This window comes from Microthrixaceae bacterium, assembly GCA_016702505.1.
In the GTDB taxonomy this organism is placed as follows: Bacteria; Actinomycetota; Acidimicrobiia; order Acidimicrobiales; family Iamiaceae; genus Aquihabitans.
Map to the genome: position 1 here is coordinate 61,942 of JADJDU010000001.1, position 23,523 is coordinate 85,464.

20 protein-coding genes and 4 pseudogenes are annotated in these 23,523 nt (G+C 67.3%); 14 read left to right on the forward strand and 10 right to left on the reverse strand.

The features are described 5' to 3' along the window. Nucleotides 1–131 precede the first annotated feature (131 nt). Nucleotides 132–1,292 carry a hypothetical protein gene (locus IPG97_00305; protein ID MBK6855038.1) on the forward strand — a complete coding sequence of 387 codons (1,161 nt, stop codon included), beginning with the start codon at nucleotides 132–134 and terminating at the stop codon, nucleotides 1,290–1,292. Between the two features lie 119 nt (nucleotides 1,293–1,411). On the opposite strand, the gene IPG97_00310 is transcribed toward IPG97_00305, so the two are convergent. Continuing rightward, the gene (locus IPG97_00310) at nucleotides 1,412–1,993 is read right to left on the reverse strand and encodes a TetR/AcrR family transcriptional regulator (protein MBK6855039.1); all 582 of its coding nucleotides are present in this window, start codon (nucleotides 1,991–1,993) and stop codon (nucleotides 1,412–1,414) included. A 309-nt stretch (nucleotides 1,994–2,302) separates the two neighbouring features. Here IPG97_00310 and IPG97_00315 point away from each other — a divergent pair, with 309 nt between their 5' ends. Then, a complete protein-coding gene (locus IPG97_00315) occupies nucleotides 2,303–3,967 on the forward strand; it encodes an MFS transporter (GenBank protein ID MBK6855040.1) in 1,665 nt (554 codons plus the stop codon). Nucleotides 3,968–4,196: 229 nt separating this feature from the next. Here the strand turns inward: IPG97_00315 and IPG97_00320 are convergent, their stop codons facing one another. From IPG97_00320 to IPG97_00335, 4 genes are read right to left on the reverse strand one after another with little or no spacing between them, the layout of a single operon-like run. Next, a complete protein-coding gene (locus IPG97_00320; GenBank protein MBK6855041.1) occupies nucleotides 4,197–5,090 on the reverse strand; it encodes a phosphatase PAP2 family protein in 894 nt (297 codons plus the stop codon). Further along, nucleotides 5,087–5,500 (reverse strand): hypothetical protein, encoded by a 414-nt coding sequence (locus IPG97_00325; protein ID MBK6855042.1) that lies wholly within the window; start codon nucleotides 5,498–5,500, stop codon nucleotides 5,087–5,089. The genes IPG97_00320 and IPG97_00325 overlap by 4 nt, the downstream gene beginning before the upstream one ends. After that, nucleotides 5,497–6,033, reverse strand: coding sequence for a hypothetical protein (locus tag IPG97_00330; GenBank protein ID MBK6855043.1), 537 nt, complete (start codon nucleotides 6,031–6,033; stop codon nucleotides 5,497–5,499). Before IPG97_00330 ends, IPG97_00325 begins: the two co-directional genes overlap by 4 nt. Further along, on the reverse strand, nucleotides 6,030–8,222 hold the full coding sequence (locus IPG97_00335; protein ID MBK6855044.1) for a pyruvate, phosphate dikinase: 2,193 nt from the start codon (nucleotides 8,220–8,222) through the stop codon (nucleotides 6,030–6,032). The genes IPG97_00330 and IPG97_00335 overlap by 4 nt, the downstream gene beginning before the upstream one ends. 91 nt (nucleotides 8,223–8,313) lie before the next feature. Between IPG97_00335 and IPG97_00340 the strand changes: the two genes are divergently transcribed. After that, a complete protein-coding gene (locus IPG97_00340; GenBank protein ID MBK6855045.1) occupies nucleotides 8,314–9,144 on the forward strand; it encodes a TIGR03560 family F420-dependent LLM class oxidoreductase in 831 nt (276 codons plus the stop codon). Nucleotides 9,145–9,218: 74 nt separating this feature from the next. Here IPG97_00340 and IPG97_00345 read toward each other — a convergent pair. Both IPG97_00345 and IPG97_00350 read right to left on the reverse strand, forming a co-directional pair. Continuing rightward, nucleotides 9,219–9,848, reverse strand: a pseudogene (locus IPG97_00345) (peroxiredoxin). Nucleotides 9,849–10,071: 223 nt separating this feature from the next. Further along, a pseudogene (locus IPG97_00350) lies at nucleotides 10,072–12,208 on the reverse strand (acyl-CoA dehydrogenase). Here IPG97_00350 and IPG97_00355 point away from each other — a divergent pair. From IPG97_00355 to IPG97_00405, 11 genes and pseudogenes are all read left to right on the forward strand, one after another. Beyond that, complete coding sequence (locus IPG97_00355; GenBank protein ID MBK6855046.1) at nucleotides 12,182–12,739, forward strand: family 1 glycosylhydrolase; 558 nt, start codon at nucleotides 12,182–12,184, stop codon at nucleotides 12,737–12,739. The pseudogene IPG97_00350 and the gene IPG97_00355 overlap by 27 nt on opposite strands. A gap of 58 nt (nucleotides 12,740–12,797) precedes the next feature. Continuing rightward, entirely contained in the window at nucleotides 12,798–13,133 is a 336-nt protein-coding gene (locus IPG97_00360; protein ID MBK6855047.1) for a family 1 glycosylhydrolase, read from the forward strand. Beyond that, nucleotides 13,121–13,483, forward strand: coding sequence for a hypothetical protein (locus IPG97_00365; GenBank protein MBK6855048.1), 363 nt, complete (start codon nucleotides 13,121–13,123; stop codon nucleotides 13,481–13,483). Before IPG97_00360 ends, IPG97_00365 begins: the two co-directional genes overlap by 13 nt. A gap of 260 nt (nucleotides 13,484–13,743) precedes the next feature. Continuing rightward, nucleotides 13,744–14,338: pseudogene (locus tag IPG97_00370) on the forward strand (GNAT family N-acetyltransferase). Between the two features lie 228 nt (nucleotides 14,339–14,566). Beyond that, nucleotides 14,567–14,944, forward strand: coding sequence for a hypothetical protein (locus tag IPG97_00375; protein MBK6855049.1), 378 nt, complete (start codon nucleotides 14,567–14,569; stop codon nucleotides 14,942–14,944). A gap of 485 nt (nucleotides 14,945–15,429) precedes the next feature. Further along, nucleotides 15,430–15,714, forward strand: a complete 285-nt coding sequence (locus tag IPG97_00380; protein MBK6855050.1) for a hypothetical protein — start codon at nucleotides 15,430–15,432, stop codon at nucleotides 15,712–15,714. 50 nt (nucleotides 15,715–15,764) lie between these two features. After that, entirely contained in the window at nucleotides 15,765–16,148 is a 384-nt protein-coding gene (locus IPG97_00385; protein MBK6855051.1) for a hypothetical protein, read from the forward strand. Between the two features lie 439 nt (nucleotides 16,149–16,587). Next, entirely contained in the window at nucleotides 16,588–16,770 is a 183-nt protein-coding gene (locus IPG97_00390; GenBank protein ID MBK6855052.1) for a hypothetical protein, read from the forward strand. 280 nt (nucleotides 16,771–17,050) lie between these two features. Next, nucleotides 17,051–18,297, forward strand: a pseudogene (locus tag IPG97_00395) (beta-lactamase family protein). Between the two features lie 113 nt (nucleotides 18,298–18,410). Next, complete coding sequence (locus tag IPG97_00400; protein MBK6855053.1) at nucleotides 18,411–19,676, forward strand: wax ester/triacylglycerol synthase family O-acyltransferase; 1,266 nt, start codon at nucleotides 18,411–18,413, stop codon at nucleotides 19,674–19,676. Between the two features lie 45 nt (nucleotides 19,677–19,721). After that, nucleotides 19,722–21,044 carry an alpha/beta hydrolase family protein gene (locus IPG97_00405; protein MBK6855054.1) on the forward strand — a complete coding sequence of 441 codons (1,323 nt, stop codon included), beginning with the start codon at nucleotides 19,722–19,724 and terminating at the stop codon, nucleotides 21,042–21,044. A gap of 40 nt (nucleotides 21,045–21,084) precedes the next feature. Here the strand turns inward: IPG97_00405 and IPG97_00410 are convergent, their stop codons facing one another. The 3 genes from IPG97_00410 to IPG97_00420 all read right to left on the reverse strand — a co-directional run bounded on the left by IPG97_00410 (nucleotide 21,085) and on the right by IPG97_00420 (nucleotide 23,474). After that, nucleotides 21,085–21,900 (reverse strand): acyltransferase family protein, encoded by an 816-nt coding sequence (locus IPG97_00410; protein MBK6855055.1) that lies wholly within the window; start codon nucleotides 21,898–21,900, stop codon nucleotides 21,085–21,087. A 32-nt stretch (nucleotides 21,901–21,932) separates the two neighbouring features. Next, a complete protein-coding gene (locus IPG97_00415) occupies nucleotides 21,933–22,229 on the reverse strand; it encodes a hypothetical protein (protein ID MBK6855056.1) in 297 nt (98 codons plus the stop codon). Nucleotides 22,230–22,439: 210 nt separating this feature from the next. Continuing rightward, complete coding sequence (locus tag IPG97_00420; GenBank protein MBK6855057.1) at nucleotides 22,440–23,474, reverse strand: MaoC family dehydratase; 1,035 nt, start codon at nucleotides 23,472–23,474, stop codon at nucleotides 22,440–22,442. Between the last annotated feature and the right edge of the window lie 49 nt (nucleotides 23,475–23,523).

A 23,523-nucleotide genomic window follows, 5' to 3' on the forward strand; every position in this document is an offset into this window, starting at 1 on the left:
CGCTGGTTCCGCCGAAAGGCAGAGCCTGCGGGCGGAGTTCGGGTTGCCCGCCTGACGGCCGACGTCTTCGCAGGTCACGGAGTGGGGACCGCCAGAGGTGTAAGAGTGGGTGCCGCGAAAGGGGTTTGCCGATGACAGTTCGAGGTCGTTCCACACGACGCTTCCAGGCGATCGTGGCCCTGTTGGTGGTGGGCTTGGCGCTGGTGGGGTGCGGCAGCGATGACGGCGGGTCCGAGAAGACCGCGACGACTGCTACCTCGGCGACATCCAACGTCACTGGGGCGAGCGGGGGCTCAGCCGTAGCCAACGCCATGGGGCCCGTTGGGGAGGGATGGCAAAAGGTGCTGGCTCCGGCCTCATGTCGGTGCAGCGACGGCACGCCGTTCCACTACTGGGTGCGCCCGGCCAACCCCGAGAAGGTGCTCTTCTTCCTCAACGGTGGTGGGGCGTGTTTCAGCGCCGCCACGTGTTCGGCCGAAGGGGCCACCTACACCGTGAACCTGGACGACGACGAAGGGCCGAACGGCGACGGAATCTTCGACCTGGACAACGAAGCCAACCCGTTGGCCGACTACTCCATGGTGGCTGTGCCCTACTGCACCGGAGACCTGCACCTCGGTACCCGGCTGAACGACTACGGCAACGGCGTTGAGGTTCACCACAACGGATACGCCAACGGCTCGGCGGCGCTGGCCGCGGCGGCTGCTCTGTTCCCGAAGGCGACCGAGGTGGTGGTGGCTGGATCCAGCGCGGGGTCGGCCGGTGCTCCGGCCTATGCCGGTGCCGCCAGCGACGTGTGGCCCGATGCCGACATCGCTGTCATCGCCGACGCATCTGCTGCCTATCCCGGCACCCCGGCGATCACCCTGGCCATCGGCGCCCTTTGGGGTACCGAGGGTTCGATCCCGCTGTGGCCCGAGACCGCCGATCTGCCTACCGAGGCCTGGTCGTTGCCCGGGTTGTTCGTCAACTCGGCCAAGCACGATCCCGACCTGCGGTTCGCCACCTACAACAACGCGTTCGACGAGGTGCAGGCCGGGTTCTCGGCCATGATCGGCCAGGATGCCGCCAATCTGGTCGGCCTCATCGACGCGAACAACACCTGGATCACCGAACAGGGCGTCGACATCCGCCACTGGGTGGCCCCGGGCACCGATCACACCGTTCTGGTGAGCGGAGAGCTTTACGACCAGAAGGTCGGCGGTGAGTCCCTGATCGAGTGGATCACCGATTTCATCGAGGGAAAGCCCGGCCACGACGTTCACTGCACCGACTGCGAACCTCCCGCCTGAGCCTGGATCCGCCGAGAGGCAAAGCCCCCTGGCGGAGTTGCGACCATATTCGATCGATGGATCGAGGCTGGGGACGCGAGCCGTCTGGTGATCCGACCGTCGCCCCGGCGCCGGGGCGTTCAGTCCTGGTCCGGGCGAGTTCCCTCGGTGACCAGGAACGACTGGACCACATGAGCGGTGAAGGCCGGGTCCAACGTCGGTTTTCCAATCAGGTTGGCGAACAGGAGCGGGCCGACGAGCATGGCACCAGCTCGGTTCAGGTCGATGGTGGCTGAGATGATGCCCTCTTCGATGCCTCGCTTGAGGACCGAATCGAGAACCCGTTCCTGGCGGTCCTCCAACTGCTGCTCGATGTTGGCCAGTCCGTCCTCGTGGATCTTGAGGGTGAGAAGGGCTGGAAACACCCGGGTCCATTCGGGATCGGCGAGGGTGACGCTGATCTGGGTGAGCAGGTCGTTGATCGCCTCAAGGAACCCGAGCTCGGGCGCGGGCTCGGTGAGGGTGGGGGCACAACTGGCGATCACATCGACCAAGATGTCGTCGCGACTGTCCCAGTGGCGGTAGATGGTCGACTTGGCCACACCGGAGCGGGCCACGATGGCATCTACCGTGACCGAGGCCGGACCTCCGTCGACGAGCAGGTCGGTGGCGGCCCGCACTACTGCGGCTCGACTTCGGGCCACACGGGCATCGGTGGTCATGTCGGTTCCAAGGTGGTCACAGGGTCCAGGCGGATTGGTCCAGTCGTCTTCGCTGCGAGGGTAATCAGACGGGGGCTTCGCTTCGGTTCAACCATGCCGTGCTCGTGGGTCGGCTCACCTGTCGGCTCGACTCCTCAGGGCGATAGTCGTGTGGTGGCCAAGGTAGCGGTGGGGGCGTGGCCCCAGTTGGAGGTGACGCTTTTCTCATGCCGGTCACTTCCGGTTGCGGAGCCATAACAGTACGATACCGTTTCGTACTGAAAAGTGGTTAGCCGAGAAGTGACTCCGTCCCAGCCGAACAGGAATCTGATGACATCCACAGCCCCCTCGCTCGACAGCGAGAAACATCACCGGCCCCAAGTGGTCGACCACGAGGCCGAACTGGTCACCGACCCCAAACGTCAGCGCCTCATCCTCATCGCCACCTGTTCGGCCCTGATCGCGGTCGTGTCCTCGGTATCGGGCCTCAACGTGGCCCAGCAGGACCTGGCCCTCGACCTCGGTGCATCCCAGAGCCAGTTGCTGTGGATCATCAACGGCTACACCATGGCCCTGGCCGCCCTGCTGCTGCCGATCGGCGCCATCGGTGACCGGCTCGGGCGCAAGCCGATCCTGCTCGGTGGCCTGAGCCTGTTCGTGGTGGCCAACGCCATCGCCGGGTTGTCCACCACCACCAACATGTTGATGGGTGCTCGGATCCTGGCCGGTGTCGCCGCCGCCATGATCATGCCCGTCACCCTGTCGGTCATCACCTCCAGCTTCCCGGCCGACCAACGGGCGCGAGCCGTGGGCATCTGGTCGGGCTTTGCCGGGGCCGGAGGCATCCTCGGGTTGTTCGTGGCGTCGTTCCTCATCGACTACTTCACCTGGCCCTGGCTGTTCGCCATGCCGATCGGAATCGCTGCCGTCTCGATCGTGACCACCCTCAAGGCCGTCGGCAACTCCCGTGAGGTCCAGCCCGGACGTTTCGACACCGTCGGATCGGTGCTGTCAGCCGTAGCCATCGGGGCCATCGTGTTGGGTATCCACGAAGGACCCGAACGAGGCTGGAGCGACCCGCTGGCCGTGGCTGGACTGGTCGTGGGCCTGGGTGCCCTCGCCGGGTTCATCTTGTGGGAACTGCGTCAGGAACACCCGTTGCTCGACATCAGGGTCTTCTCCCATCGAGGCCTGGCCGCGGGATCGATCACCTTGCTGGTGGTGTTCGCCGTCATGTTCGGTGTGTTCCTCGTGCTGCCTCAGTTCACCCAGGCCGTCCTCGGATACTCGGCCCTCAAGTCGGCCGCCTCGCTGCTGCCCATGGTCGTGGTGATGATGCCGCTGTCGGCCATGGCCCCCACCATCGCCAAGCGGATCGGTACCCGTTCCACCCTCGCCACCGGACTCGGGTTCTTCACCGCCGGGTTGGTGCTCTTGGGTCTCATGGTTTCTGCCGAGGGTGGCTACTGGAGCGTGATCCCCGGGCTCCTGGTCCTGTCGTTCGGCATCGGCTTGTGCATGAGCCCATCGACCACCGTCATCACCGAATCTCTGCCGGCATCCAAGCAGGGTGTTGCCTCGGCCCTCAACGACACCGTGCGAGAGCTCGGTGGAGCGGTCGGGATCGCCCTTCTCGGTTCGTTCGTGAGCGCTGGGTACCGCTCCAGCATCTCGCCGGTCACCGAGGGCTTGAGCCCCGACCTGGCCCACCGTGTGCAGGAAGGGATCGGGTCGGCGTTCGCGGCTGCCACCGACCTCGGCTCTGATGCTCCGATGGTGCTGACCGCAGCCAAGACCGCGCTGGTGGATGGCTGGCAGGTCGCCATGTGGGCCGGCGTCGCCATCGCCGGAGCCACCTTCGTCTACATGTTGGTACGGGGTCCCCGGGAGAGCGACCTGGCCGCCGAGGACGCGCTCGATGCCGACCTCCACCTCGACAGCCCAGTCACACCGACCGGCGCGACCCTCACCGACGACGAGTTGGTGACCGCCTGACGGCAACGCCAATCTCGGCTCACCTCCTCAGGGTCCTAGCGGATAGGTCCAGAGGTTTCCGCACCCACGAAGCACTGGATCACGACTACGGGGCGGGGGTTCGGGGGCAGAGCCCTTTGTGGCGGAGCCCCCGACCTGCGGAGATCGGCCGTGAGGCCGGCGACCGAACTCCGCCGGAAGGCTCCGCCTTTCGGTGGATCCAGGCTTAGGTCGGTCACCGCGCTGGATGTCAGCGGTGACCGACCTGAGTTTCGTGTTGCGGGTGACGGCAGTTGGTGGTGCCGTGGTAGCGGTCGAAGAACCCCTGAACGGCAGCGAGGTAGAGGGCGGCCCAGATGAACGAGGCCAACACGTCGGTCAGCCAGTGAGCTCCCTTGTAGACGCGGGCCGCCGCCACCACGGCTCCTACCGTGAAGGCCAGAACCACCGATGCCCACCACAGCACCCGGCTGCGGACGTGCAGGGCCACCACCGCGGGCAACAGTCCCCAAAGCGAAGCCACCGCCATCGGATGCCCGCTGGGATGCGATGGACCGTGGAATCGACCCAGGGGGTCGAGGGTGGGCCGGGTGCGATCGACCACACCCTTGAGCACGAACTCCATGGCTGGTCGCATAGCTGCGGCCAGGATCAGTGCCACGGCCAGATAGCGACAACGAGGCCAGGTCCACACTGCCAGGACCGCTGCGGCACCGAAGACGACCACGTTGTCGCCGAAGTGGCTCAGGTTGTTGAAAACGCGTGTCCAGGTGGCGGTGCGGTTGTCAGACACCCATCGGGCCACCGGCTCATCCACCCTGAGCAAGACATGGCCCCCGTCCCAGGCTGCCAAGAACGCCAGGCTGAAGGCCACCGTGACCGTGCCGGCGAACACCAGTTTGCGGTGGTAGAAGAAGTGCTTGGCGGTCAGGGGCGGGTCGCGATGCAGCAGGGATATGGCGGGACGGACGATCTCTTCGGGAGGAAAGGCGAGGGCCAGTTCGGCGGGTGCCTCATCGTCGAACCGGTAGGCATCCCCCGTTTGGTTCTGATCATTCGGATCGTGCCGATCCCCCGATTCGGGTGCGGACGCGACTTCGGTCGCGCCGGTGCCGATGCTCCTGGGCCCGGCCGCCGATCTCACCGGACCCGGTACTCCTGCATCGACCTGACCCGAAGTAGGTGGTTGTCGACCTGCCAGTCCTCCACACACCCCCGGAACTGTTTGCGATCGGTCTGATCCAGCGCCGGGGAGAAGATCAGGGTCACCGTCACAGGATCCTCAGAGGCCACCGTCGGGCGACCCTCTATGGCAGACGACACCTCCAGGTCGCAGAACTCGATCCGTGCCCTGGCCACGGTGGCCAGATCCTGAGACGGTTCGGATCGATTGTGGACGGGCTCGACCACGACCCTGAGCCGTGACGCCGGATCCATGGCGGAATGGGTCGACTGGGTGTGGTCTCGAGCCAGGAGCACGCCGCCCGTGACCAACACGAAGAGGGCGACGTTGCGAAACCAGCGGAGCCGGTCCCGGCCGGTGGTGGCGGTCATGGCCTCGGTCCTAGGAACCTGGCCACGGCTGGGTCGGCACGGAGAGGGTGTTCGCGGGCCATGGCCGTGACCTCGTCGACCACCAGGCCCGGTCGGTAGGTGATGGAGTCCAACTGGGTGCCGAGACGGGCCTCCCGTCGGGGGTCGACGGTCCGGGCCGCGATGTGGTCGAGCAACCAAGCCGCGGCGGACAGCAAAACACCTCCCCCCACCAAGAGTGTTACGAAGACCCCGGTTCTAGTGGTGAGGTCGATCGGATCAGACCGCATCCACTCGAACCGAGGCTGGTCACTACGTGTCGATGCCAGGATGGTGGTGGCTGGGGATGGTGAGGATCGATGCCTGGCCACCTCGGCTTCCACACGACTCAGTCGGCCCAGGATCGACCCGGTGGCGGCCAACACCTCGGTAGCCACGAACATCACGGCGAAGAACAGCGCCCGCGACCATTCCCATCGGGCCAAGGACACCACCGTGTACACGCCGGACACGACAAGGGTGGCCACCGCGGCGAGCCAGGCCAGGCCCTTCACGATGACGACCCTCGGGGTGGCCCGGATGTGAAAGTCACCGCTCCAGAACGGCCGTCGACCCGGACCGCCACGCCGTCGACGAACCCAGACACGTCGGGATGGGCGACCACCGTGGGTACATGGTTCTCGCGGGCCAGGATCGCCAGGTGGGCCAGCACGCTGCCGGTCTCGGACACCAGGCCGCCGAGGCGGGGCAGGATTGGGCCCAACTCGGGGCTCAGGGTGTGGACCACCAGAACCGACCCGACCGGCGGCTCACGAACATCGTGGGTGACAGTCCCGACCCCAACTCCACCTCCGGCCCCGACCCCGCGCCCGGCACCGGTGGGGTGGGCCTCTCCTCGACGTCGTATGAGCCTCCCCACCGAACGCGATCGAGCCTCGGCCCCGACCGGAATGGGTCGACCGTGGTTCCCCAGGCGGAAGCGGACCGGTAGCGTCGGGGTGGGCGCGCCTGCGGCGGGCTCGAACCTCGGGGGGCGTAGCCCGGTACCGGCGGTGGGGTTGGTGACAAGCTCGGCCAGATCGGTGAGGGCCAGGTCCCGGACCTGGTCGGGGTGGCCCAAGACTCCTCGTCGAGTCAGGCGGTGACCGAGCTCCAGAGCAGCCCGGCCTCCGACCTCTTGCATCCACCTGATCCTCAGGCGAAGTGCCTCACGGGCCACCATGGCCCGATCCACGTCGGGATCCAGCGTCCCCCCGTCATGGAGATCGACCGTACCGATTCCGCCGAGGGACCTCGACGGGGTCGAGGTGGTGGTTGGCAAAGGTGCCGGGATCCCGATCCGGGGTGGTGTGAGACCCAGCACCTCGGGGAAGCGGGCCAGGATCTCGTAGTCGTCGGTACCTTCGGCTCGGGCGCGCTCCAGCATTCGCAACGCCACGGCGGCACCGCTGAAGGCCTGCCCGTCGGCCTTCGTAATCATGCCCAGCAGGATCTCGTGTGCGTGCAGGCAGCGAAGACCCTGGCCGGTGTGGCCGATCAGAGCTAGGAGCTGGCGATCGCTCAACGTGGACACGGCGGGCACGGTCGCCAGGTCGTCGTCGACGGCAGCGACCACCCCGTCGGCCACCAAGGGAAGGGCCACTCGCAGTCGGCCGATCCGCCACGACGACGCCAGGCGTCGACATCGCCCCCGCCACCCACCGCGGAGCCGTCGAGGTCCGGTTCCGGCGTGGTCCCCGGTGGCCTCCAGATCCACGGCGACCAGACCGTCGACAACGGTCACCAGCTCGCGTTCAGCCAGGTGGCGGGGGTTGACGACCCCGGAGATCCTCAACGCCTCGGTGAGGCCGGAGCGGAGAGGGTCGACCCACATGTCGACCTCCAACGCACTGAGGGGATCAGGGAAGGTCTCACTCACCGGTCCAGGGCCGAACACCGGGCCATGGGGTGTACCGGTGATCGTGGTGGTGACGGGGCGGCACTGGAACAGGACCAGCACGTCGTCGACCTCCCCCCATTCGCAGTCCTGAGGTCCGTCGAACAAGTCGCGCAGCCGCTCCAGGACCTGGGCGAGCTGCCTCAGCCGGGATCGGCCGATCTTCACTCCATCGGAGATCTCCTCGTCGACCACCCGGCCCCGGTGGTCGAGCACCCAGCGGCTGCCGTCGACAGCTCCGCTCACCAACGGCTCGCCCTGGCCCCTCACCGCGGCCACCACCCGCCGATCATCACGACCCGAGACCGGGTCGACCCCGAACGCCACGCCGGACACAGACGGCCGAGCCATGGGTTGGATCAGGACCGCCGTGGGCAGATCGGACGCGCCTGCTCGATCCCGGGAGTCCATGACGACTCGAACCGCGGCCACCAATGCCTCGGGCCCGCGAACATCGAGAACTGTCTCGAACTGGCCAGCCCACGAGGAACGGGCACCGTCCTCCACCACTGAGGAGGATCGCACCACCAAGGCTCCGTCGGCACTAGCCAACGTCAACGATCGGTCCACGTCGACGAGCGCAGCGAGGTCGACGCCGCGGTCGTAGGCCCGACAGGCGACGGTGGTCAACACCACGCCGGGAAGGGTGGCCAGTCCTGCCGAGCGGACCCGGGCCAGGGCCGCTGCTTTCCCCCCTGTTGTCATCGGGTCCAGGGCCCGGTCGTCGTCGAGGTCGATCATCAGGGATGTGACTTCGAGACCGGCCGGGGTCGTCCCGATCGGGAACGGTTCCGGTGCGCTGTCCATGGCGGTGTCGCTGGTCCCGGTAACGCTATCGGCGCGGCTCGCCAGATCAGTCGCTGGCGCGATCGTGGCGATGGGCCGCCATGATTGGGACATGCGCTTCGGACTCGACATCGCCCAGCAACGGATGCCCTTCAGTGAGGTGGTGGCTCGGGCCCGGTTTGCCGATGACGCCGGTTTCGACGGCGTGTGGGGCTTCGATCACTTCCAGCCCATGTACGGCGAAGGCCCCGGCGAGTGCTTCGAAGGAAACACCACGCTCGCGGCGCTCAGCGGCCATACCACCCGCGCCCGGCTGGGCCTGCTGGTAACCGGAGTCACCTACCGCCATCCGTCGGTCCTAGCTGCCCAAGCGCTCACCATCGACCACGCGTCGGGTGGGCGGTTGGAGCTGTCGTTGGGAGCGGCATGGTTCGAACCTGAACACAAGGCTCTGGGAATCCCGTTTCCCGCTACCGTCACCCGCATCGAGCAACTCGACGAGGCCCTGACCATCGTCCGAGGCCTGCTCACCACCGACGGCTTCAGCTTCGAAGGACGGCACTGGCAGGTGGACAACGCCACCTTGCATCCTCGTCCCGTCCAGGCTCCCCATCCCCCGATCTGGATCGGAGCCAGCGGTGAGCGCAAGATGCTGCCGCTGGTCGCTCGCCATGCCGACGTCTGGCACACCTTCGGTGACCCCGACTCCTTCGGACGGAAGTCGGCATTGCTCGACGAACTGGCTGTCGATGCCGGTCGAGATCCGTCGTCCATCGCCCGAGCCGCGCCGCTCAGCTTGTCCGAACCATGGGACGAGGTCCGGGCCAACGTCGAAGCCATGCGGGAACTGGGCGTCACCTACCTGATATGTGGGTGGCCGAGCGAAGGTCGAGCCCGGTTGGACGAGTTCGTGTCCGACGTGTTGCCGTCGCTGCGCGGCTGAGCAGTCCGGACGCGCCGAGGGGGTGACAGGCCGACGCCTGCCACCCCCTCGGTGGGCTTTGTCGCTCGAGTAGATCAGGGAGCGTCGGCGTAGCGGAGGTAGGGCTTGATCTCTCCTCCACGTTGGCCAGCTTCTCCTTGGCGTCATCGGTGCTCAGAGCGGGAGACACGATCACCCGGTCACCGGGGAGTCCAATCCACCGGGGTGGCGATGGGGCCCTTGTCGGTGGCCTGAAGAGCGTCGAGGACGCACGATCTCGGTGGAAGTTGCGGCCCACCGACTTGGGGTAGGTGAGGCTCAGGCGAACCTTGTTGGCCGGGTCGATCACGAACACCGACCGCACCGTGGAGGTGTCACCCTCACCAGGGTGGATCATGTCGTAGAGCTCAGGAGATCTTGTGGTCGGAGTCGGCGACGATGGGGAAGTTCAGGTCGGTACCGCCCACCCTCGCCGATGTCGGGGCCCAGGCCTTGTGGTCCTCGACCGAGTCGACCGACAGGGCGATGGCCTTGGCGTTGCGCTTGGCGAACTCTTCCCTGCGGGCCGCGGTGCGGCCGAGCTCGGTGGTGCACACCGGGGTGAAGTCGGCGGGGTGGCTGAAGAACACCGCCCAGGAGTCCTTCTTCCAGTCGTGGAAGGAGATCGGGCCGTCGGTGGTGTCGGCGGAGAAGTCGGGTGCGGTGTCGCCGAGACGGATGCTCATCGGGAGCGGTCCTTTCGATCGGTATGGGTTGATTGGATTGCCAGCTCGACAATACGGAGCTGGGGGAGCGAGCGGTGCCGGTTGGGTCGGACCGCTGGACTTCAATGGTTTCTACCGCCAAAAACCGGAAAAACCCACTGGCAAACTGGGAAATGGCGGCTCGGTCAGGTGGCCCGCCGATGGGGCGTCGGTCAGACGCAGGGTCACACGATGAGCGGGTCGCGGGGAGGCCGAGGATGCGCTCGCCGATCTGGTTGCGCTTGATCTCCGACGTGCCGCCGGCGATGGACATCGCCCGGTGCATCAGGACCAGGGTCCCGGACATCAGGCCGGCCCCTCGAACGAAGGCGGCCTCGGGGCCGGCCAGCTCCACCAGCATGGCGGCGGCCTCGGTCATGTTCTCCGAGAGCACCAGCTTGGTGACGTTGCCCTCGGGCCCGGGTGCGCCGCCGGCCACGGCCCGGTGGGCGCTGCGGAGGTTGAGCACCGTGGTGGCCTGGTCGTTGGCGATGTAGCGGCCCAGGCGGGCCGCGCCGCCGGCGAGGCGCTCGGGGTGGGCGTCGAAGCCGGGGAGGAACAGGTCGCCGGGCAGGGCCATGCCGCCCTGGCCGCCGCCGATGCTCACGCTCTCGTTGCCGAGGGTGGCGCGGGCCACGGTCCAGCCGCCGTCGATGGGGCCGACCACGTCGTCGTCGGGCACGAACACGTCGTCGAAGAACACCTCGTTGAACTCGGAGTTCCCCGTGGGCATCTTCAGGGGGCGGACGGTGACGCCGTCGTCCTCCATGTCGATCACCATGATGGTGATGCCCTGGTGCTTGGGCACGTCGGGGTTGGTGCGCACGGTGGCGAAGCCGTAGCGGGACAGGTGCGCCCCCGCTGGTCCACACCTTCTGGCCGTTCACCAGCCAGCCGCCGTCCACCCGGGTGGCCTTCGTCTTCACGCCGGCGGCGTCCGAGCCGGCGTCGGGCTCGCTGAAGAGCTGGCACCAGATGACCTCCTGGCGCAGGGTCTGGGGGACCCACCGGGCCACCTGGTCGTCGGTGGCGTGCTGGATGATGGTGAGGATCACCCAGCCGGTGATGCCGTAGGCCGGGCGCCGCACGCCCGCGGCGGTGAGCTCCTGCTCGATGACCAGCTGCTCGACGGCGCCGGCGTCACGGCCGAACGGCGCGGGCCAGTGGGGCATCACGTAGCCGGTCTCGATGAGCCGGTCGCGGGTGGCGGCCTCGTCCAGGTCCTTCACCTCGGCGGCGAAGGCCCGCACCTCGTCGCGGATCGGTTCGGCCTCGGGCGGGAGGTCCACGCTGCGGCTCGGGCGGCCCCGGCCGGGCCAGGTCGTCGGTGACCTGGGCCGCGGCCGCTTCGGCGTCGACCAGCGACTCCATGGCCGTGGCCCGGCGCAGGTAGAGGTGGGCGTCGTGCTCCCAGGTGAAGCCGATGCCGCCGTGCACCTGGATGTTCAGGTTGGCGGACAGGTCGGCGGCGGGGATGGCCAGCGCCGCGGCCATGGCCGGGGAAGCTGAGGGCGGCCGGTCGGCCTCCGGCCCGGCGGCGGGGGCCCCGGGGCGCGGCGGCCCAGGGCGGTGGCCAGCTCGGTGGCCACCGGCCATGTTGGCGCAGTGGTGCTTGACGGCCTGGAACATGGCGATGACCCGGCCGAACTGCTCGCGCACCTTGGCGTACTCGGCGGCCTGGTGCGTGCACTCGCCGGCGATGCCCACCGCTTCGGCGGACAGGATCAGCCGGGCCAAGTCCACCAGGGCCTGCCCGGCACCGGTGACCACCCGGGCGGGGGCGTGGTCGAGGGCGACGCACGCCCTGTCGGGTGGGGTCGAGGTTGGCGGGCACCTCCACCGTGACGCCGTCGCCGGCCAGGTCGACCAGGGCCACGTCGTCGCCACAGCCACGGCCAGGATCCCCGGTCCGCCGCCCAGCGCGATGGCTGTCCCGCTGCCCGCACCGGCGTCGATCGTCACGCCGGTGTCGAGGCTCACGGCACCGAAGGCGGTGCCGGCTGCGAACCCGGGCAGCACGTCGGCCTGCAGGGCGGCATCGCCCGCCGCGGCCACCAGGGCGCTGACCACCGCCGACGGCACGAACGGCCCGGGCGCGAGGGCCCGGCCGAGCTCCTCGACCACCACCGCCAGTTCGAACAGGCCGAACCCGGAGCCGCCGTGCTCCTCGGGGAGGTGCAGGCCGGGCCACCCCAACTCGGCGAGGTCGTCCCAGAAGGGCGGGGGGGCTCGTCGTCGGCCTCCAGCAGGGCTCGCGATGTGCCCAGCGAGCCGTGCCTGGCCAGGAAGTCGGCGGTGGTGTCGGCGAGCGAGCGATGGTCTTCGGTGATGGCGAGCGGCATGGCGGGAGCGTAGGCCGAGAACCACGTTCCGTCGCCGGGAAGCCGGAGCGAGCCTCCAGCCCTACGATCCGGCCATCGACCGATGCAGACCCGACGATTCCCCGACGGGTTCACCTGGGGCACCGCCACGGCCGCCCACCAGATCGAGGCGGCAACTGGAACAACGACTGGTGGGCCTTCCAGCACACCGCCGGCTCGGGAGTAGCCGAACCGAGCGGCGACGCCTGCGACTCGTGGAACCGCTGGGCCGATGACGCCGACGTCGTGCAGGCCGTGGGACTCGACAACTACCGCTTCTCGCTGGAGTGGAGCCGCATCGAGCCCGAAGACGGCGAGTGGTCGATCGCCGCCCTCGACCACTACGCCCGGCTCTGTGACGGCCTGCGCGCGCGGGGGTGGACCCGTGGTCACCTTCCACCACTTCACCTCACCGAGGTGGCTGGCCGGCGCGGTGGATGGAGTCAGCCGAGACGGTGGACCGCTTCGCCGCCTTTACGAGCGTGCCGCCACCCGCCTGAGGTCAGACCATAGCCCGGGCCTGCACGATCAACGAGCCCAACATCGTGGCCTTCTGCGGTTGGGGTCTGGGGTGATCCCGCCCGGGGTGTCCGACCTGGGGCGGGCTCGCAGTGTCGGCGAGAACTTCGTGGCCGGCCACCGGGCCGCGGTAGATGCCATCCGCTCGGCGGCATCGGGGGTGCCGGTCGGGCTGACGTTGTCCATGCAGGAGTGGACTCCGGTGGGAGACACCGCCGAAGACGTGGCTGCCGCTCAGGACAAGATCGACCGGAGCCGAGCCGTGATGGATGACATGTTCCTCCAGGCCACTGGCAGTGATGACTTCATCGGCGTACCAGACCTACTCCCGCGGCCGATGGGGCAGCGATGGGATGGTCGGCGCCGAGGAAGAAGGTGGAGCGCCTGATCATGGGATATGAGTACTGGCCCCAGGCGCTGGAGGTCACGGTTCGGCGAGCCTGGGAGATGACCGGTGGCCAGACGCCGGTTTGGGTCACCGAGAACGGCATCGGGACCGACGACGACGATCAACCCATCCGCTGCGTGACCACGGCATTGAAGGGGTCCTGGCCTGTCTGGCCGATGGCATCGACGTTGCCGGCTGCACCTACTGGAGCCTGCTGGACAACTTCGAGTGGGCCTTCGGCGCCGGGCCGGTTCGGTCTGGTCGAGGTGGACCGCTCCACGTTCGCCCGCACGCCCAAGCCCAGCACTGAGTGGTTCGGCTCGGTCGCCCGGGCCAACGCGCTCGGCTGATCGAGATCGACCCAACGGCCGTGTTCGGCCCCGGCGGTGGGGACCGGTCCGGACCGACGTCGACCCCACTTTGTCATTGGGGGGCGGCGGTGGGCATCGTGGACCAGAGACGCACGCTTCCACCCGGTGTCTAGGACGACAACACGGGTGGTCCGCCCCCAGGAGTTGATCGAGCCGACGACCACCGACAGCCGCGACACCGACGATCAACACAAACCGCCCCCTCGGGTCTCACGTTCAGGTTCGCGACGGTCGCCGATGTGGAGGACGTGGTCGACCTTGGTGCATTCGGCGTACCAGCGGTGACAGCAGTCGACAGGGCTGGACCACCAGAGCCGATCTGCTCGGCGGTGGGCGCACCACCCCTGAACAAGTGAAGGCGATGGTCGACGGTGGCCACCGGAGGTGCTGGTGGCTTCGTTGGGCGGTGACCTGGTGGCGTGCTGCGAATTGGATCACCGGGTAGCCGACAACCAGGTCTACCTGGGCATGTTCGCCGTCGTTCCGACCCTCCAAGCCGGTGGCATCGGCCGGGCGGTGCTCGCCGAGGCCGAACGCCTGGCCCGCGACCACTGGCACGCCACCGAGATGATCGTGAAGGTCCTCGACGCCCGTACCGAACTGATCGACTGGTACGGCCGTCGCGGCTACGCGACCACCGGCCAGACCTCCCCGTTCCCCGCGGTCGACGAGCGCTTCGGTACCCCGCTACGTGATGACCTTCGATTTTCGTCGCCCCTGGGACCGAAGCAGACGTCCTGCGCCGTGTCGCCGCCCACGTTCGCCCCGACGGTGCCGTCGTCACCGGGTTCCACCTCAACAAGGTCCCCTTGGAGGTGTTCGATGCCGCCGTAGCCGCGGCAGGTCTGCGCTTGGAGCACCGATTCGCCACCTGGGACCTGCGCCTGGCACGATCAAGCCGACTTCGCCGTCTCGGTCCTGCGGACCTGACGCCGACCTCTGGTGCACCTGGGCTCATCAAAGGTTCGGCCCGCTAGGTTCGTGGCAACTCACTTCCAGCCTGATCAGGGGAAACAATTGGCTGCCAGATCCCTCTCCCGCCTAGTACGGGGCGTTGCCATCATGTCCGTTGCCGCCACGTTGGTGGTGGCGTGTTCGAGTTCGGACAACGCCGACCAAGCCGGTGACGACAAGGGGGAGGCCTCGACGTCCACCGTGGCCGTCCCCGAGGCCGATCTGGTGCTGGCCGTGGGGGACGAGGCTGTGGCCCAGCTCGACGAGCGCTACCAGTCCCTACAACGTCGAGATGGTCGAGGTGACCGGCGGCTACTTCTGGGCGCCGTACGAGGCCGAGGGTGCCAGGGTCTACCGGCCACCGATCGATCCCGACGTCTGAACGGCTTCGCAACCTGGCCCAGAGCTGGGGCCGGTCTACATCCGGGCCAGTGGCACCTGGGCCAACTCCACCTACTTCGACGCCGATGGAACCACCGGCGGTGAACCCCACTGGATACCAAGGGTCCTGACCGCTGACCAGTGGAAGGGCGTAGGCGATTTCGCTCGGGCGTTGGACAGCGAGGTGGTCACCTCTCCTTCCCGGCCAACACCGGGGCCGGGACGCGGCCGGACTGTGGTCAGATGAGCAGGCCCGCCCGCTGCTGACGTTCAGCCGGGAGAACGACGTTCCTGTGGTGGCCGCCGAACTCTTCAACGAAACCGAATCTGGGGTTGGATTGCCGCAGGGCTACGACGCCGACGCGTTCGCCCGGGACTTCGAGGTCTTCAGAACCATGGTCTGACGAAGTGCAGCCCGACCTGTTGATCCGCCGAGTCGGCGGGTCCGAGGACGTGACCCTGATGATCATCGATGCGCCCATCAAGACCCGGGACATCTTCGAGAGGGTGAGCCCCGCCTTCGACATCGTCAGCTACCACTTCTATCCAAAGGTGTCGGAACGGTGCGGCAACACCGGAGACTCCCCGACGTGGCGCTCACCGAGGAGTTCCTCAGCCGGGTGGAGGTCGACCGTGACTTCTACGAGGCCCTGCGAGACGAGTTCGAACCCGGCGCGCCGATGTGGATCACCGAGACCGCCGAGGCCGCCTGTGGCGGCGACCGCTGGGCGTCCTTTTTCCGGAGACGTGATCCGCTACGTCGACAACAACGGTCGCCTGGCCAGGGGCGACGGAGACGTGGTCTTCCACAACACGCTGGCGGCCAGCGACTACGGCCTCATCGACGAGGAAGGCTTCATGCCGCGCCGAACTAGCTGGGCCGCGGTGCTGTGGCACCGACTCATGGGGGCCGACTGTGGTCGGGATGGATGGCGACGACCATGCCGGGCTGAACGTCTACGCCCACTGCACACCCGGATCCGACGCTGCCTCGGTTACCTGTGCGGTGGTCAACCCGTCACCGACAGATGCCCGTACCGTCACGACCCGTTCACCACAGGCCACCGTGTACCACCTGACCGCTGAAGACCTCGACAGCACCCAGATCTCGCTCAACGGTAAAGACCTGGTAGCCGCCGACGACGGCACGCTGCCCGACCTGGTTGGCGAGAAGATAGAGGGGTCATCGAGGTGGCGCCGGCCAGGTGACCTTCGTGGTCGAACCGACCGACAGCAAGGCCTGCGCCTGACCGACACCGTCTTGTCCGGTAGCCATCGAGGAGAGATCCGCTCGATGTGTCCAGGATGACAAAGAGCACTTTCCCGGGTCACGCGCTATGACGTACAACCAAGATACGTATTCGCGGGTGCGGGCCCGACCGAAGGAGAGACCATGCGACGTAGCCGAGTTTTGATGGTGGGGGTCCTCTCCGCCGCTCTGATGCTCACCGCGTGCTCGAGCGATGATGGCGAGGATGGCGCGGCCTCGACCACCGCGCCGGCGGAGACGGGAGATTCCGGTGACACCACCGGGACCACGGTCAGCGGTGGTCGCAGGGACACCTCCGGACGGAGTCGTCACCTTCGATGGGGCGGACTCGATGTCTGTTCGATGGTCGACGAGGAAACGGTGACGGCCGTCATCGGTGAACCCGGCACGCCCACCGCGGGAGACGTTCAAGCCGGGCATCCACTCCTGCACCTGGTCGCGGAGGGAGAGACGGTGCCGGGCCCTCAGCGTTGGGATCTTGGTCCACGACAGCGCCGAGGCTGCCCGGGCCAGTTTCGACATGTCACGTGAATCGGCCGAGAGCGAGATCCTCAACCTCGGCGATGCCGCCATCTATTCGGAGGCGTTCGGTCTCACCGTTCTGCACGGCGTCCATGAGATCACCGTCGACAACAACGGGGATAGCGAGAAGCCAAGCTGACCTAGAGGTGGCACAGATGATCGTCGACCACTTGGAGGCTTGAGGTGATCCGCCGAAAGGCGGAGCCTTCGGCGGAGTTGATCTGCCGGCCTTACGGCCGACGTCTTCGCTGCTACGACCGGCAAAGCCGATCTCCGCAGGTCGGGGCTCCCGCCACGAAGGGCTCTGCCCCGGAACCCCCGCCCAGTCCTCTTGCTTCAGCTGGTTAGACAGCCGAACACTAACGGTGTGGGTGGTGTCCGGAACCGGGAACGGTCGCCCTGTCACATCGGGTGGCGATATGGCCACAGACCCCTTCCGTGGAACTAGGTTCCAGCGCGTGCGTGAGAGCGCAGTGCTGGTCCAGGGGTTCGCCGAACCGGGCTTCGAGTCCGTCGACGCGGCCTTCCGGCGCAACTTCACCGACCACGGCGACATCGGTGCGGCAGTGTGTCTACCTCCACGGTCGTCCGGTGGTCGACCTCTGGGGTGGATTCGCGGATCGCGATGCAGCGCGTCCGTGGCAGAAGGACACCCTTCAACTGGTGTTCTCCACCACCAAGGGGGTGGCGGCATCGTGCATCCACGTGTTGGTCGAGCGGGGTGTGCTCGACCTCGAAGCCCCGGTGGCAAGGTACTGGCCCGAGTTCGGGACTCACGGTAAGCAGAACACAACGCTGCGAATGGTCCTGTCCCACCAGGCCGGTGTGCCAGCCGTACCCGATCAGGTGAGCCTGGAAGACGCACTGGGCTGGGATCGGGGTGGTCGAGGCCATCGCCGACCAGGCCCCTCTGTGGGATCCGGGAACCGCATCGGGGTACCACGCCCGAACATTCGGCTGGATCCTGGGTGAGGTGGTTCGCAGGGTGACCGGCCGCAGCGTCGGACGGTTCCTGGCCGACGAGGTCGCCGGACCGTTGGGACTCGACTTCTTCATCGGGCTTCCGGCCACGGAGTTGGGTCGCCTGGCCCGCCTCTACCCACCGGTGGTGGCTCCCGAGGTGCAAGAACTGATGGACTCCTTCATGGGCCCCGACACCTTGCTGGGTCAGGTGTTGGCCCGGCCCCAGGCGCTGGCCGGGTACGGCGAGATCTGGAACCGGCCCGAGGTCCTGGCCGCTGAAATGCCGTCTTCCAATGGGGTCGGTACCGCCCGCTCCGTGGCCCGGCTGTACGCGTCGCTCATCGGCGAAGTGGACGGGAACCGCTTGATCTCGCCCGAGACCCTGGCCCGCGCCGTTGCCGTCCAGACCGACGGCCCAGATCGGGTGATCGGGCTACCCATGCCCTTCGGCCTCGGTTACATGACGCCCCCGCCCTTCGGTCCCCCGGGGTCGTTCGGCCACGCCGGGGCGGGCGGATCGCTCGGGATCGCAGACCCCGATGCCGGATGGTCGATGGGCTACGTCATGAACCAGATGGAGCTTGGAATCACCGGTGACGCTCGGGGTAGTGGACTGGTCGAAGCGGTGGTGGAGTCGCTTTCGGCCATGAGACCCGGGGGAGAACCGAGGCCCGGTGGAGAACTCCGACCGGGAGGACGGTGAGCCGGTGAAGGTCATGTCGGGGCTCGACGCCCGCTTCCTCTACTCGGAGACACCAAACGCCCACATGCACACCATGAAGGTGGTGGTGGTGGACCTGGCCGGTCGCCGAGCCGTTGTCGCCGGAGTCGCTTCCCGACCTGATCGAGGAACGGCTCAGTCGAATGCCGGTACTTCGTCGACGGGTGGTGCCTGCGCCCCACAATCTCGGGAATCCCGTGCTGGTCGACGACCCCGACTTCGACATTGCCAACCACCTTCGTACCGTCCAGGCCGCGCCGCCTGGTACCCAGCGCCAATTGGACGAGGTGGTGGCCGACATCGCCGGTGTGGCTCTGCCTCGGGACCGCCCGTTGTGGGAGATGACCGTCGTCACCGGATTGGAAGGGGGGCGCGTGGGTTTCGTGATGAAGCTTCATCACGCGCTGGCCGACGGCGTGGCCTCGGTGGCCCTGCTGGAGAACGCCTTCATCACCGACGAAGCCGCCGCCGTGGTGGACTCATTCCGACCCGAACCCATCCCTGACTCGCGTGCCCTCTACCGGGCCGCAGCGTCGGGAGCGTCAGTGGCGTTCAAGACCGTTCCCCGTGTCGTCAAGCGGACCGCGTCGGGGGTCCGCCACGCCCGCCTTGCCCGCAAGACCGTGACCACGCCGCTACCGGGTCCCTTCGCCGGCCCCAAGACGCCGTTCAACGTGGCGCTGACCACCGATCGCACCTTTGCTGGTCTCGCCGTCCCGCTCGACGTCCTCATCACCGCCAAGCGCACCGCGGGGGTGACGCTGAACGACACCTTCCTGGCTTTGTGTGGCGGTGGCATCCGGCGTTACCTGGCCCGAATGGGAGAGCTTCCCGACAAGTCGATGGTGGCTTCGGTGCCGATGGCCACCCGCACAGACCTCCACCGCCTCGGGGGAAACCACGTCGACAACATCTTCTTGCCCCTCGGCACCGACCTGGCCGACCCGCTCCAGCGGATCCGCCACATCAACGACTGCTCGGTGGCGGTGAGGCGCATACGCAAGGAGTTCGGACCCGACCTGTTCGAGTGGCGATCGGGTCTGGTGCCCGCGAGCTTCCACGGTCTCCTGCCCAAGGTCTGGGGTGCGACCGGGCTGGCGGACCACCTCCGACCTCCTCTGAACGTGGTGGCATCGTGTGTCCGGGGGCCGCGAACCAACCTCGAGATAGACGGCGGACAGGTCACCTCGCTCTACTCGTGCGGACCCATCCTCGAAGGGATCGGCCTGAACATCACGGCGTGGAGCTACGTGGACACGATGTACATCTCGGTCCTGGGCTGTTCGGCCTCGCTATCTGACCCGTGGCTTCTCAGCGCGGACCTGTCCGACGAACTGGAGTCCTGGGCCACCAGATTCTGACCAACGGGGGTCTCCGACCCTTCACCACTCCCCGGGGAGGCAGCAATGAACGTAGTTGCATCCAAGGATCAACCCAATGCCACCGAAGACATCGATGGCGACGGGTCTCCTAGTCGAGCGGGCGGCGACCAGGGTGCGCCCGCGTGGTGGCATCCCGCAGCCACCGTGGCCAAGGTCTCATCGGTGCCCAAGGCGGTGGAGAAGAAGCTGGCCCGCCAACCGCTGGCCCGAATGACTCTGGCCTGGCCCCGGACCGTCCGTTACCTGGTTGGAGAGGTGCTGGGCGAGGACGTGCCCGGCGTTCCCCCGGCCCGCCTCACGCCGTCGCTGGTCGGCCACGTCGTGATGGACGAGTCGATCATGGCTCTCGCCGTGGGACCGAACCGCTTCCCCCGACGAGCCGACTACGTGCGGGTCGGCGACGAGCTGGCCCGGGCCCACGACCTGTTCACCGAACGGGGATGGTTGGACGACCCGATCTCGTTCCACCAGACACCCCCGCCCATGGAGGAACCGGTCCGCACCAAGGGATGGGCCTTGGGCCAGAGCTACGAGCGGATCTGGTGGCCGAGCGGTTACCAACCTCACCTCGGTGTTCCCGGCACCGACCGGTGGCTGGCGTTCGAATCCAACCGAACCGCGTCGGCCTGGGTTCTACGCCACCGTGACCACAGCCGGCCCTGGGTGGTCGCCATCCACGGCTTCGGCTGCGGCTCCACTTTCATGGACCTGTTCAGCTTCCGGGCGTCGTTCCTGCACAAGGAGCTCGGCGTGAACGTGGCTGCCATCGTGTTGCCTGTACACGGAACTCGTCGCCCGAGCCGGTTCAACGGGGAAGAGTTCTTGAGCTTCGAGTTCATGAACAGCGTGCACGGGCTGACCCAGGCGCTGTGGGACGTGCGGCGCCTGCTCAGTTGGGTGCGGGCCCAGGACCCCGACGGGCTCGGTGTCTTCGGGGTGTCCCTGGGGGGTCTGGTGGCTTCGCTGGTGGCCGCCGTCGACCCCGATCTCGACATGGTCATGGCCGGCATTCCGGTGGTGGACTTCCCCGGTCTGATAGAGCACCACGCCCCCCGTCACCTCCAGATGCGCAGCATCGAGCACAACATCCTCAACGGCACCGCTCAAGATGTCCACCGGGTGGTCTCGCCGCTGGCCATGCCGGTGGCCGCGCCGATCGGTGCCCGGGCCATCTTCGCCGGCCGAGCCGATCGCTTGGCCACCACCGAACAGGCTCGCAAGCTTTGGGAACACTGGGACGAGCCGGAGACCTCTTGGTTCCCGGGGAACCACGTGGGATACCTGTGGTCCGATGTGGTCTGGAAGTTCGTGGCCTCAGCCATGGACAAGCGGGGCCTGACCGCCTAAGCCCGGATCCACCGAAAGGCAGAGCCTTCCGCCGGGATCGTTAGCCGATTACGGGGAACTGGCGCTCTTCGGCCAACGCGTCGAGGGTCTCTTGCATGCGGCCGGTCAGCTCGTCGTAACAGGCCTGGACGATGTCAGGATCCTCGGCCGCTTCGGGGCCGTACTGGGCCGTCCAATCGATCGGTTCGAGCAGTTCGACGGTGACCTTGGCGGGCATGGGCAAGGTGGGTATTCCCGGTGGCATGATGCCGAGCGGGCCCAGGACCAGGGGGAAGACGCTGACCCGGAACCGTCGGTCCAGTCCTAGCCATCGGGCCAGGCTCTCGCCGCGGGTGAGCACGATCACCGATTCGTGAGCTCCGACCGAGACGGCCGGTACGACCGGGACCTGGGTGCGGAGGGCCAGTTTGACCACGCCTTTGCGTCCGCCGAAGTCGATCTGGTTACGGGCCGACCACGGACGGAACACCTCGTGGTCGCCGCCGGGGTAGTCGATAAGGATCGAACCGCTGCGCAAGATGGCTTCCGCCGAAGCCTGGCCTGCCTCAACCGCGCCGCCTCGTGACATCACCGGTCCGATACCGGGGAGGCCGAGGAACAACGAGTGCATCAGAACGTAGATGGGATCGTCCTCGCCCCGTTCACGCCACCATGCGCTGAGCAGGATCGGAATGTCGGGGGGAAGTTGACCTCCGGAGTGGTTGCCCACCACCAGCATGGGTCCACTGGACGGGAGGCGGTCGAAGCCCCGCACCTCGGAACGGAAGTACGAGGCGTAGGCCTCGAGGAACGGGCGAGCGGCCCGGAGGAAGTCCGGGTCCCGGGCGGCGCCGGGACCCGGCTCGTTGTCTGACACGACGTCAGATTAGGGGGTACGTCGTGACAGGGTCAGACCGATGCTTTGCCCAGACCGTCGAGGGCGTTCTCGGTCACATCGATGAGGTTGATGGCGAGTCGGTTGGACGCGTCGACCACTTGGTGGGTCATTTTGAAGGCGGCGTCGATGACCTGGCGCCGAGGTCCATCGTCGCCGATGTCGGGGAAGGAGTCGTTGACCGTATCGACAAACCGCTTGATGGCATCGATGGCCGAGGATTCGTTGGCCTGAAGTCCCTCGATAAGGCCCTGAAGGCCGTCGGCGGGCTTGTCGGCGGGCTTGGTGGCGGTAGCAGTGGCAGTGGGCATGGCCCCTCCTCGCTGGCGGGAGCCGGGTGCTCCCGGACAAGGCGAGCTTTACATCGAAGTCACCAGAAGGCCACCAAACGGTCAGGAGTCACAGGCTGTGGCCAACGTCTCGCTCCCCGTGCTAGGGACCCGATCCGCCGAGAGGCAGTGCCTTCCGGCGGAGTTCGGACGCCGGCCTGCCGTTCCTCAACAGGGTCGGCAGGTCGGTAGTCAGCGGGGGCAGAGGGCCCACAGGTCGAGGTCGAGCAGGACCCCGGGGGCGTACTTGCCGTCCTCACCCTTGAGGGTCATCGATTGGTCCCGGCCCTTGGTGGCCACCAGTCGGAGGCGCAACGCCCCGACGCCGGGAGCCGCCGTCTCCGCCTTGTCGAGGACCTCGGACCAGGCGTACACGGTGTCACCGGCGAAGGCGGGGGCGGTGTGGGCCCCGGCGTTGACGGCAGAGACCAGCTGTGCGTTGGCCAGACCGTTGAACGACAACGCCCGAGCCATCGAGATGATGTGTCCACCGTAGATGAGGCGATTCCCATCGGGCCGAGCCTCGACGTTGAAATGAACCTTGGCGGTGTTCTGCCAGAGACGGGTGGCCATCATGTGCTCGGCATCAGAGAGGGTGACGCCGTCGACGTGATCGATCTTCTCTCCCACCTCGTAGTCGTCCCAGCGGTGTTGCTCACCGGCGGCCACGAAGTCGTAGCGCGAAAAGTCGAGGCCGGTGGGAACCACCAGATCCGAGGGATCGACCACCTTGGCCAACTCGGGCACCACGGTCTCGGGTGCTGGTGCAGTCTGGTCCCGCTTGTTGACCATTACCCACCGGGCCCAGTCGATGGCGACGTCACCGTTCTGATCGATGGCGGTCGAACGCACGTAGACCACTCCGGTCTTGCCGTTCGAGTTCTCCTTCAGACCGATCACCTCAGAGGACGTGGTGAGCGTGTCTCCGGAGCTGAGAGGACGATGGAAGCGCAACTCGGCGTAGCCCAGGTTGGCCACGGCGTTGAGGGAGACGTCGGGCACGGTCTTGCCGAAAGCGATGTGGAATCCGATCAGCTCCTCGACGGGGGCATTGGTCAGGCCGCACGCAGCCGCGAAGGCAGCCGAGGACGGAACCGCGAAGCGGGTGGGATAGAGGGAGCCGTAGAGGGCACGGTCGCCATCGGTGATCGTGCGGGGGGTGGCGTGCGCGATCACCTGGCCGACCGTGAAGTCCTCGAAGAAGTTGCCCGGGTTGGTCTTGCTCACCTGTCCTCCATCGGGGGTGTGTCGGAGCCGCTTCGGTTCCGTTCGATCG

What these genes read in the sequence shown, in the direction of transcription:
- IPG97_00305 (MBK6855038.1), top strand. Translation starts at nt 132, where the DNA reads ATGACAGTTCGAGGTCGTTCCACACGACGCTTCCAGGCGATCGTGGCC.
- IPG97_00310 (MBK6855039.1), bottom strand. Translation starts at nt 1,993, where the DNA reads ATGACCACCGATGCCCGTGTGGCCCGAAGTCGAGCCGCAGTAGTGCGG.
- IPG97_00315 (MBK6855040.1), top strand. Translation starts at nt 2,303, where the DNA reads ATGACATCCACAGCCCCCTCGCTCGACAGCGAGAAACATCACCGGCCC.
- IPG97_00325 (MBK6855042.1), bottom strand. Translation starts at nt 5,500, where the DNA reads ATGACCGCCACCACCGGCCGGGACCGGCTCCGCTGGTTTCGCAACGTC.
- IPG97_00335 (MBK6855044.1), bottom strand. Translation starts at nt 8,222, where the DNA reads ATGGACAGCGCACCGGAACCGTTCCCGATCGGGACGACCCCGGCCGGT.
- IPG97_00340 (MBK6855045.1), top strand. Translation starts at nt 8,314, where the DNA reads ATGCGCTTCGGACTCGACATCGCCCAGCAACGGATGCCCTTCAGTGAG.
- IPG97_00355 (MBK6855046.1), top strand. Translation starts at nt 12,182, where the DNA reads ATGGTCTTCGGTGATGGCGAGCGGCATGGCGGGAGCGTAGGCCGAGAA.
- IPG97_00375 (MBK6855049.1), top strand. Translation starts at nt 14,567, where the DNA reads ATGTCCGTTGCCGCCACGTTGGTGGTGGCGTGTTCGAGTTCGGACAAC.
- IPG97_00385 (MBK6855051.1), top strand. Translation starts at nt 15,765, where the DNA reads ATGGATGGCGACGACCATGCCGGGCTGAACGTCTACGCCCACTGCACA.
- IPG97_00405 (MBK6855054.1), top strand. Translation starts at nt 19,722, where the DNA reads ATGAACGTAGTTGCATCCAAGGATCAACCCAATGCCACCGAAGACATC.
- IPG97_00415 (MBK6855056.1), bottom strand. Translation starts at nt 22,229, where the DNA reads ATGCCCACTGCCACTGCTACCGCCACCAAGCCCGCCGACAAGCCCGCC.